The 9,046-nt window shown below is 73.0% G+C and carries 10 protein-coding genes; 9 read left to right on the plus strand and 1 reads right to left on the minus strand.

From position 1 onward, the window contains the following. From ACTS11_RS01885 to ACTS11_RS01895, 3 genes are all read left to right on the plus strand, one after another. On the plus strand, nucleotides 1-1,390 hold a 1,390-nt coding region (locus ACTS11_RS01885; protein ID WP_442638658.1), incomplete at its 5' end, for an amidase family protein. 7 nt (nucleotides 1,391-1,397) lie between these two features. Further along, a complete protein-coding gene (locus ACTS11_RS01890) occupies nucleotides 1,398-2,453 on the plus strand; it encodes a flavin monoamine oxidase family protein (RefSeq protein WP_442638659.1) in 1,056 nt (351 codons plus the stop codon). A 165-nt stretch (nucleotides 2,454-2,618) separates the two neighbouring features. Beyond that, the gene (locus ACTS11_RS01895; RefSeq protein WP_442638660.1) at nucleotides 2,619-3,254 is read left to right on the plus strand and encodes a flavodoxin family protein; all 636 of its coding nucleotides are present in this window, start codon (nucleotides 2,619-2,621) and stop codon (nucleotides 3,252-3,254) included. A gap of 57 nt (nucleotides 3,255-3,311) precedes the next feature. Here the strand turns inward: ACTS11_RS01895 and ACTS11_RS01900 are convergent, their stop codons facing one another. Then, the gene (locus ACTS11_RS01900; RefSeq protein WP_442638661.1) at nucleotides 3,312-3,698 is read right to left on the minus strand and encodes a DUF302 domain-containing protein; all 387 of its coding nucleotides are present in this window, start codon (nucleotides 3,696-3,698) and stop codon (nucleotides 3,312-3,314) included. 163 nt (nucleotides 3,699-3,861) lie between these two features. Between ACTS11_RS01900 and ACTS11_RS01905 the strand changes: the two genes are divergently transcribed. From ACTS11_RS01905 to ACTS11_RS01930, 6 genes are all read left to right on the plus strand, one after another. Beyond that, nucleotides 3,862-4,803, plus strand: a complete 942-nt coding sequence (locus tag ACTS11_RS01905; RefSeq protein ID WP_442638662.1) for a YihY/virulence factor BrkB family protein — start codon at nucleotides 3,862-3,864, stop codon at nucleotides 4,801-4,803. A 95-nt stretch (nucleotides 4,804-4,898) separates the two neighbouring features. Next, a complete protein-coding gene (locus ACTS11_RS01910; protein ID WP_442638663.1) occupies nucleotides 4,899-5,327 on the plus strand; it encodes a phage holin family protein in 429 nt (142 codons plus the stop codon). Beyond that, on the plus strand, nucleotides 5,320-6,096 hold the full coding sequence (locus ACTS11_RS01915; protein WP_442638664.1) for a DUF3618 domain-containing protein: 777 nt from the start codon (nucleotides 5,320-5,322) through the stop codon (nucleotides 6,094-6,096). Before ACTS11_RS01910 ends, ACTS11_RS01915 begins: the two co-directional genes overlap by 8 nt. Nucleotides 6,097-6,505: 409 nt before the next feature. After that, on the plus strand, nucleotides 6,506-6,679 hold the full coding sequence (locus ACTS11_RS01920; protein ID WP_442638665.1) for a Flp family type IVb pilin: 174 nt from the start codon (nucleotides 6,506-6,508) through the stop codon (nucleotides 6,677-6,679). A 136-nt stretch (nucleotides 6,680-6,815) separates the two neighbouring features. Then, nucleotides 6,816-7,661 carry a Flp pilus assembly protein CpaB gene (gene cpaB, locus ACTS11_RS01925; protein ID WP_442638666.1) on the plus strand — a complete coding sequence of 282 codons (846 nt, stop codon included), beginning with the start codon at nucleotides 6,816-6,818 and terminating at the stop codon, nucleotides 7,659-7,661. A 30-nt stretch (nucleotides 7,662-7,691) separates the two neighbouring features. Then, nucleotides 7,692-9,046: pilus assembly protein TadG-related protein (locus tag ACTS11_RS01930; protein ID WP_442638667.1), on the plus strand; the 1,355-nt coding region annotated here is incomplete at its 3' end.

Here is a 9,046-nt window from a genome sequence, read left to right on the forward strand (position 1 = left end):
CTGGGAGATGACGGCGGGTGCGATCGCGACCGCGGTGCGGACGGGGGAGCTGTCCGCCGCCGAGGTGACGGAGGCGCATCTCGACCGGCTTGCGCGGGTCAATCCCGCCATCAACGCCGTCGTGCAGGAGTTTCCCGAGGAGGCGCGCGCGGCCGCGGCGGCGGTCGATGCCGCCCGCGCGCGGGGCGACGACCCCGGGCCGCTCGCGGGCGTGGCGGTGACCATCAAGGTCAACGTCGACCAGAAGGGCCATGCCACCACGAACGGCCTCAGGATCCTGAAGGATGCCGTCGCGCCCGACGACAGCCCCGTGGTCGCGAACCTGCGCAAGGCGGGCGCGGTCATCGTCGGGCGGACGAACACGCCGGCCTTCTCGCTGCGCTGGTTCACCAGGAACGACCTGCACGGCCAGACGCTGAACCCGCGCGATCCGGGGATCACGCCCGGCGGCTCGTCCGGGGGCGCGGCTGCGGCGGTGGCGGCGGGGATCTGCGCGCTCGGCCACGGCACGGATATCGCCGGCTCGATCCGCTATCCGGCCTATGCCTGCGGGCTGCACGGGCTGCGCCCCACGCCGGGTCGCGTGCCCGCCTGGAACGCCAGTGCGCCCGACCGCTTCATCGGCGCGCAGCTCATGGCCGTGTCCGGCCCGATCGCGCGGAGCGTCGAGGACGTGGCCCTCGCCTTCGCCGCCATGTCCGCGCCGGACCTGCGCGACCCCTGGCACGTTCCCGCGCCCCTCGACGGCGGGGCGATGCCGAAGCGCGCGGCGCTGTGCCTCGCGCCCGACGGGATGGAGGTCGCGCCCGAGGTGCGCGCGGCGCTCCTCGACGCGGCGGAGAGGCTCCGCGCCGCCGGCTGGACGGTCGAGGAGGCCGAGTGCCCGCCGATGCGCGGCGCGGCCGACATCAACGCCGTCCTCTGGATGGCCGAGACGCAGTTCGGCGCGGCCGAGATGATCGAGCGGGAGGGCGAGGCCGATTCGCGCTACGTCTTCGCGCGCATGACCGAGGGCATCGGCGAGGTCGGCTTCACGGTGCTGATGAAGGCGCTCCAGGCGCGGGTGGGCCTCGTCCGGCAGTGGGAGACCTTCCTGGCGGACCGTCCCGTGGTGCTCTGCCCCGTCTCGGGCGAGCTGCCTTTCGAGCAGCAGCTCGACGTGCGCTCGGATGCGGATTTCGCCCGCGTGATCGAGGCGCAGCTGACCCAGCGGGCGATCCCGGCGCTCGGCCTGCCCGCGCTCGCCGTCGCCACGGGCGCGGCGGGCAGCGTGCCGGTGGGCGTGCAACTCGTCGGGCCGCGCTTCCGCGAGGCCATCCTCCTCGCCGCCGGGCGCGACATCGAGGCGGCGGGGCACCCCGTCCGCGTTGCGGAACCCGCCCGGGCCTGACGCAACCGTGCGGACCGAGGTGGCGATCGTCGGTGGCGGTCTCGCGGGGCTGGCGCTGGCCGACACGCTCCATGCTGCGGGCGTGGACGTGCGCGTCTTCGAGGCGCGGCCCCGCCTCGGCGGGCGGATCGCCGTGCTGGAGACGCCCGAGGGCGGCGTCGATCTCGGCCCCTCGTGGTTCTGGCCGGGCCAGCCGCGCATGGCACGCCTCGTGGCCGAGCTCGGCCTCCGCGCCTTTCCGCAACATGCCGCGGGCGACATCTGCTTCGAGGACGAGCGCGGAACGGTCCACCGGGGGATGGGCTTCGCCTCGATGGAGGGGGCGTTCCGCATCGAGGGCGGCATGGTCCGTCTGATCGAAGGGCTCGCCGCGCGCCTGCCGCGCGAGCGTGTCCACCTCTCCGCACCGGTCGCCGGGGTCGGGGAGGGTGTGGTTCTGGAGGGCGGAGGCCGCTGCGCCGCCGGGCATGTCGTCCTCGCGCTCCCGCCGCGCATCGCGGCCGGATTGACCTTCACGCCCGCGTTGCCGCCCGAGGCGCTGGGCGCGCTCGACGCCATCCCGACCTGGATGGCGGGGCAGGCAAAGTTCGTCGCGGTCTACGCGAGGCCCTTCTGGCGGGCGGCGGGCCTCTCGGGGGACGCGATGAGCCGCGCGGGACCGCTCGTCGAGATCCACGACGCCTCCGGGCCCGAGGCTGCGCCCGCCGCCCTCTTCGGCTTCGTCGGCGTTCCGGCGGCGGCGCGGGCGGGGCGGGGCGACGCCATCGCCGAGGCGGCGCTCCTCCAGTTCGGACGCATCTTCGGAGAAGAGGCGCTGTCGCCCGCCGCGACCGCGCTGATGGACTGGGCGGCGCAGCCGGCAACCGCGACGGAGCGCGACCTCGGGCCGCCCGGCGGGCATCCGGCGCAGGGGCTGCCCGCGCCGCTGGCCCGGCTCGCCGAGGCGGGGCTGCACATCTGCGTCACCGAGACGGCGCCGGAGATGGGCGGGCTGATGGAGGGCGCGCTCGCCTCCGCGGAACGGACGGCCGCGCAGATGCTGGGCTCCGCGCCCCGGTCCTGACGGAACAATCCGCCTCCCGGCCGGTTTCCGCTTCACATTTTCCCACCTCGGTCGGGGGCGTCTTCGGAATGTCCATGGATCGCGGCGCGCCCGGTCCGCCCCGGACCGCGCCGTGTGCCGGGCCTGCCCGGGCCGACCGCCGCCAACCGAACGAATGGAGACGCCATGACCCGCGACGACGACCCGCTCACCGCCTTCGCGCTTAACTGTTCGCTCCGCGGCACTGCCTCGGACAGCCCGAGCTCGACCGACAAGATGATCGGCGACCTGCTCGAGGCGCTGCGTCCGCACGGCGTGACCGGCGAGATCGCGCGCGTGGCCGACCACGACGTGAAGCCCGGCGTCCAGTCGGACATGGGCGAGGGCGACGAATGGCCCGCGCTGCGGGCACGTGTGCTCGCGGCCGACATCTTCATCCTCGGCACACCGATCTGGCTCGGCCACCCGTCCTCCGTCGCGCGGCGCGTGCTGGAGCGGATGGACGCATTCCTCGGCGAGACCGACGACCGGGGCCGGATGCCGCCCGCGGGCAAGGTCGCGCTCACGGCGGTCGTGGGCAACGAGGACGGGGCGCATACCTGCCACGCGGCCTGCTTCCAGGCGCTGAACGACGTGGGCTTCACCATTCCCGCGAACGGCGGCGTCTACTGGGTGGGCGAGGCGATGCAGTCGACGAACTACATCGACCTCGAGAAGGTGCCGGACCCGGTGCAATCCACGCTCGACAGGGCCGCCGCCAACGCGGCGCATCTCGCGCGGCTCCTGAAACGGGCGGAGTATCCCGGCCCGCCGGCGGGCTGACGGAGGCGCCCGGGCGTCGTCGCGGGGCCGTGACGTCGCCACGCGTCGCGCGCCGTCTCAGGCCGCATCGACCGCGCGGATCAGCATCTCCCGCACCTCGCCCGCGACGGCGTGCAACTGCGCATTCTCGACCGCCGCCATCGAGGCGACGGGATCGACCGCGCTCACCTCGGTGCCGCCGTCGACGGCCCGCAGGATGACGTTGCAGGGCAGCATCGCGCCGATCCGCGGCTCGACGCCGATGGCCTTCCAGGCGAGCTTGGGATTACAGGCGCCGAGGATGAGATAGGGCTCCATCTCGGCGTCGATCTTCTGCTTCATCGTCGTCTTCACGTCGATTTCCGTCAGGACGCCGAAGCCCTCCGACTTCAACGCCTCGCGCACGCGGCGCTCGGCCTCGGGAAGGCTCGTGCCGGTCAGGATGCGGTCGTGTGTGTAGCTCATGGCGCGCGGGCTCCTCCGGTTCGGCGAGACGGGCATCCGCCCCGCTGGAGCAACAACGCCGCGGGAGCCCGGGGGTTGCGCGCGCCTTGCGCGGAAGGCGCTGCGGCAGCCATCGCGGAACCATTCCCGAGGCCCGTGCCTTGAAGCAACGAAAGGCGAAGGCATGGACCGAACGGCACAGCACGGACGCGACGCGGAGGCGCCCCGGGCCATCCCGAAGGCGGGGTGGCGGGATATCCTCGTGCGGACCAAGGACGCGATCCCCGCCGACCACGTCTCGATCGTGGCGGCGGGCGTGGCGTTCTTCGGGCTTCTCGCGCTTTTCCCCGCCATCGCCAGCCTCGTGGCCATCGCGGGCCTCGTGCTCGACCCCGCCGACATCGGCGGCCAGCTTCAGGCGCTGGCGGGCGCGCTGCCCGAGAACGCCGCCGAGATCCTGCGCACGCAGGCACAAGAGGTGACCGAAGGCGCCGGCGCCGGCATAGGGATCGGCGCGGCCTTCGGCATCCTCCTGTCGCTCTGGAGCGCGTCGAAGGGCATGAAGACGCTGATGGAGGGCATGAACATCGCCTATGGCGAGGAGGAGGGGCGCGGCTTCGTCCGGCTCAACCTCGTCGCGCTGGCGCTGACGCTGTTCCTGATCGTCGGCCTCGTCGTGGCGCTGGCCGCAACCGTGGCGGCGCCCGCGCTCCTCGGTGCCCTGGGCCTCGGCGAGGGCCTGCGCGCCGCCGTGTCCTGGGGGCGCTGGCCGCTGCTCGCGCTCCTCGCGGTCCTCGGGCTCGCGGTGATCTACCGCTTCGGACCCTCGCGTGCGCCCGCGCGCTGGCGCTGGGTCACGCCGGGCGCGCTGACCGCCACCGTGCTCTGGATCGCGGCGACGATCGGCTTCTCGGTCTACGTCCGCAACTTCGGCAGCTACAACGAGACCTACGGCGCGCTCGGCGGCGTGATCGTGCTTCTCACCTGGCTCTGGATCTCCGCCTTCGTCGTCCTGCTGGGCGCCGAGCTGAATTCCGAGGCCGAACACCAGACCCGACGCGACACGACCACACCGGAGGGCCGGCGCGGAGCCGCGACGGCGGACACGACCGGCGCCTCGCGCTGAGGACCGGGCACATCCGGGGCCGCAGCGCCCCGACACCGCAAGGCGTCGTGGGCCGCACGGCCCCCGACACGGAAACGCGCGAAAGGAGACGCGACATGGCCGACAGATACGACGAAGACCTTCACCGCAGGGAGCAGGCCAGGACCGGCCCGCTCGGCCTGGTGGGAGATGCGCTGGAACACGTCACGGCGCTCGTCCGCAAGGAGCTAGACCTCTTCCGGGCCGAGCTTCAGGAGAACACCAACAAGGCCTTCGCGGCCGTGGGCATGATCATCGGGGGCGTCGTGCTGCTGCTGGTGGCGCTCAACGTGCTCGCCGCCGCCTTCGTGGCATGGCTGACCGCGGCCGGGATCTCGGCCGGATGGTCCTCGCTGATCGTCTTCGGCGTGCTGGCCGTGATCGCCCTGATCCTGCTGCTGACCGGCCGGAGCAACCTCAGGGCCGCGAGCCTCGCGCCGACGCGGACCACGAAGAACCTGCGCCGCGACGCACAGACGCTGAAGGAGGCGACCCAGAATGGCTGAGCATGGACAATCCACGCGCGAGATCGAGCGCGAGATCGAGCACGAGCGCGCGGAGCTGCGCGGCACGCTCGACGAGATCGCGGACCGGCTGACCTTCGAGGACATGTGGAACCGCGCGGGCAGCTACCTGCGAAGCAACGGCGACCTCGGCGAAGGCTTCGCCCGCGTCGCGCGGGAGAAGCCGGTGGCGCTGGGGCTCACCGCGCTCGGCCTCGGGCTCCTGTTGTTCGGGCCGTCCTACTACCCCGCGCGCGACCGCCGTCCGCACTTCGATGGCACCGGATCGCGGCGGAACGGTCATCGCGACTACGACGCGGAGGCGCGCGCGTATCTCGAGCACGCCGATTTCGACGACCGCAGCGCGTCGGGCCCGACGGACAGCGCCGCGCGGAGCGATCCCTGGACCGCACCCCACCATCGCGAGACCCCGGCCGAGGCCGGGCGGACGGCGCCGGGCGGCACGACGCGGACATCCTCGGCCACGTCCGGCCGGAGCACCGGCGGCGCCGCGCCGGCCCCGGCGGCGACCGGCGCCACGCAGGGTGCGGCAGCGGGCGCCGGGGAGGCGCACCGTCCGGCGACCGGAGCCGCCCGGACGCCCGGGGCGACCCGCGCCGGTCTCTCGGCGTCCACGGCACGCGGCACGGGAACCGGCACCGGGCTGGGCGAGCCCGCGCGGGAGCGCGGAGCCGCTTCCTCCGGGACATCGACCGGAGCGGCCATCGGGGCGGGCTCCGCCGGCCGCTCCACCGACACGCGCAAGCCCTGACGCGCAGCCTCCTGCGCCAGGGACGGGCGGCCACTCCCCGGCGGGTGGCCGCCCGTTGACGTTTGCGGGGGCGGGCCCGACGGCGCGGGTCCTTTCGACCGTGCCGTCCCTGAGCCGTCCCTGTGCGGGCGACGCGCGCGGCCGCGGTCAGTGACGGAGAGCGCGGCGACCCGGACCGATTCCCGATGATGGCGGCAATGGGGCGAGTCGGAGGCGCGCGGCCCGTGTCCGAACCCGAAATCGCCGGAGTCCGTGCAGAAATACAACCTCAGGTAGAAATTCCCGCAGGAACGGACGGTGTGAGTGCCGGTCCGGCCCCGTAGCTTCGATCTTGCCGGGTCAGCGATGGCCCGAACCCCGAAAGGCGCCGCTCGCGGTGCACGAACGCAAACACATTGGAGTTACGAACATGCTTCGCAAATTCTTCCTTCGCCTCCGCGACGACGAGCGCGGCGTCACCCTGGTCGAGTACGGCATCGCGCTCACGCTGGCCGTGATCGTCGGCACGGTCGCCCTGCTGAACCTCGGCAACGCCGTCACCGGCGAGATGACCCAGGCCGAAACGGTGATGACGGGCAACTGACGCCACCGGACGGACGGGGTCCGAGGGAGGCCGATCGCTTCCCGCAGATCCCGCACCACCCAGGTCAGCGGCGCACCTCTCCCTGCGCCGCTGACCGGACCCCCCGCAAGCCGCACCCCGAACCGGAGCACGCAAGATGCAGCTGACCTCGATCCTCCTGGCCGCACTGGGGCTGTCGGTCGCCGGCGGCTCCGCCTACCTCGCGCACGGCGTCATGGAATCGCGTTCGGTTCCGCCCGCGGCCCAGACCGAGCCCGACCTCGTCGAGGTCATGGTCGCGACCCGCGACATCGCCTATGGCGAGGCCATCGACGGCGAGATGGTCGCGGCCCATCCCTGGCCCACGGGCGCGCTGCCGAGCGGCGCCTTCACCCGCGTCGCGGACATCCTGCCGCCCGAGGGCGACGAGCCGCGTCGCGCGCGCACCACCATCCTGCGCGGCCAGCCGATCCTCGCCGACCACGTCTCGGCCTTCGGCGAGCGCCTGACGATCGTGCAGACGCTCGGCGAGAACGGCCGCGCCATGGCGATCAACGTCGATGCCGAGACGGCCGCGGGCGGCTTCGTGCGTCCCGGCGACTATGTCGATGTCGTCCTGACCCAGGGCAGCGGGGCCGAGATGACCGCCGCCACGATCCTCCAGAACATCCGCATCATCGCCGTCGACCAGGACGCCGACGGGCAGTCCGACACCCCGCAGGTCCTGCGCACCGTCACGGTCGAAGTCACTGCCGACCAGGGCCAGTCCCTCGCGCTGGCGCAGCGCGCCGGGCGTCTCAGCCTGATGCTGCGGAACTTCGGCAGCGCCTCCGACACCGCGCCCCGCGCGATCCGCCTTTCCGACATGTTCGGCGAGGAGGAGGAGCCTGAGCCGCAGATCGTCGTCGTCGAGGAACCCGCGCCTGTGCCTCCGCCGCCGCGCACCGTCACCGTGCGTCGCGGCGTCGAGGTCGAGACCGTCGCCATGCAGGACGGCAGCTGAGCGCGGCAGGATCAGGAAGGAACCGGACCGATGCACCTCCTCCGTCTCCTCATCTCCCTCAAGCGCAACGAGGACGGCAGCTTCCTGACGATCTGGGGCGTCACGCTCGCCCTGATGCTGGGCTTCCTCGCGCTGTCGTTCGATCTCGGCCGCGTCGGCGTCACGCAGACCGAGCTCCAGTCCTATGCCGACAGCGTGGCGCTCGCCGCCGCGGGGGAACTCGACGGCGGCCCTGACGCCATCGACCGCGCCCGCGCCGCGGCGGCCGGCATGATCGAGGACGATCAGACCTTCGCGGACGGCAGCCGCAGCCTGTCGGGCCCGCTCGACTACACGCTCACCTTCCTGTCTGCGCTGCCCGCGCTCGACACGCAGCCGACGAGCGCGATCACCGCCGATCCCCGCCGGGCGCGCTTCGTCCGCGTGGACGTGACCGCCCGCGATGTCGCCTGGACCTTCGGCGCGGCCTTCCGCAGCCTGCGCGGCGAGGGCGCGGACGCGCGGTCGACCGTCCGCGCGAACGCCGTCGCGGGCTTCACCCAGATCGCCTGCGACATCTCCAGCATGATGATGTGCATCCCCGAAGGCTTCGACGCCGCGCAGGCCGCCGGAACCGCCGTGCGGCTCCGCGCCGGCGGCGGCAGCGGCGGACAGTGGGGCGCGGGCAACTACGGCTTCCTCCGGGCACCGGACGGTGCCGCGACCGTCGATCCCAACGGCGCCTGCGCGGGCCTCAGCTCGGGCAACGAGGAATGGTGCGTCCTGGCGGCCGAGCGGCCCGTGACCACCTGCTTCGAGATGGACGGCGTCGACACCCGCCCCGGCCAGTCGGTCGGCCGCCTCGCCGCTGCCGTCAACAGCCGCTTCGACATCTACGAGGGTGTCCTCAACTCCTACCGCAACGATCCGCGCTTCGGCCCGGCGCCGAATGTCATCAGCGGCCTGAGCGTCACGCGGCGCGGCAACGGTCAGTGCAACGTCTCGGACGTTGCCGAGGACGACCCGCTCCACACCGTGCCGCTGCCGTCCGACGACTGCCTGACCAGCGATACCTGCGCGGGCGGGCGCTTCGGCGACGGCGATTTCTCGGAGGGCTACGCGGACTACGTCGCCACCAACTACGGCACCGCGCCCGAGTGGCTTCCGGCCTACCCGACGACGCGCTACGACATCTACCTGTCCGAGATCGCGAACTCGGTCGACGGCGTGGTGCTGTCCGGCCGCCAGGAGACCGGCGGCGCCGTCTGCAATGCCGCCAACCGTTCCACCGATCCCGAGCGCCGGGTGCTCATCGTCGCCGGCATCGACTGCGAGGCGAACGGCGTCAGCGGCGCATCCGACAACGTGCCCGTCGATGCCTGGGTGCGCGTCTTCATCCTCCAGCC

It is taken from the genome of Roseicyclus sp. (assembly GCF_052168335.1).
Classification (GTDB): Bacteria; Pseudomonadota; Alphaproteobacteria; order Rhodobacterales; family Rhodobacteraceae; genus Roseibacterium.

Excerpts from the sequence above, each read along its gene's own strand:
- ACTS11_RS01895 (WP_442638660.1), top strand. The coding sequence starts at position 2,619 with ATGACCCGCGACGACGACCCGCTCACCGCCTTCGCGCTTAACTGTTCG.
- ACTS11_RS01900 (WP_442638661.1), bottom strand. The coding sequence starts at position 3,698 with ATGAGCTACACACACGACCGCATCCTGACCGGCACGAGCCTTCCCGAG.
- ACTS11_RS01905 (WP_442638662.1), top strand. The coding sequence starts at position 3,862 with ATGGACCGAACGGCACAGCACGGACGCGACGCGGAGGCGCCCCGGGCC.
- ACTS11_RS01910 (WP_442638663.1), top strand. The coding sequence starts at position 4,899 with ATGGCCGACAGATACGACGAAGACCTTCACCGCAGGGAGCAGGCCAGG.
- ACTS11_RS01915 (WP_442638664.1), top strand. The coding sequence starts at position 5,320 with ATGGCTGAGCATGGACAATCCACGCGCGAGATCGAGCGCGAGATCGAG.
- ACTS11_RS01920 (WP_442638665.1), top strand. The coding sequence starts at position 6,506 with ATGCTTCGCAAATTCTTCCTTCGCCTCCGCGACGACGAGCGCGGCGTC.
- cpaB (WP_442638666.1), top strand. The coding sequence starts at position 6,816 with ATGCAGCTGACCTCGATCCTCCTGGCCGCACTGGGGCTGTCGGTCGCC.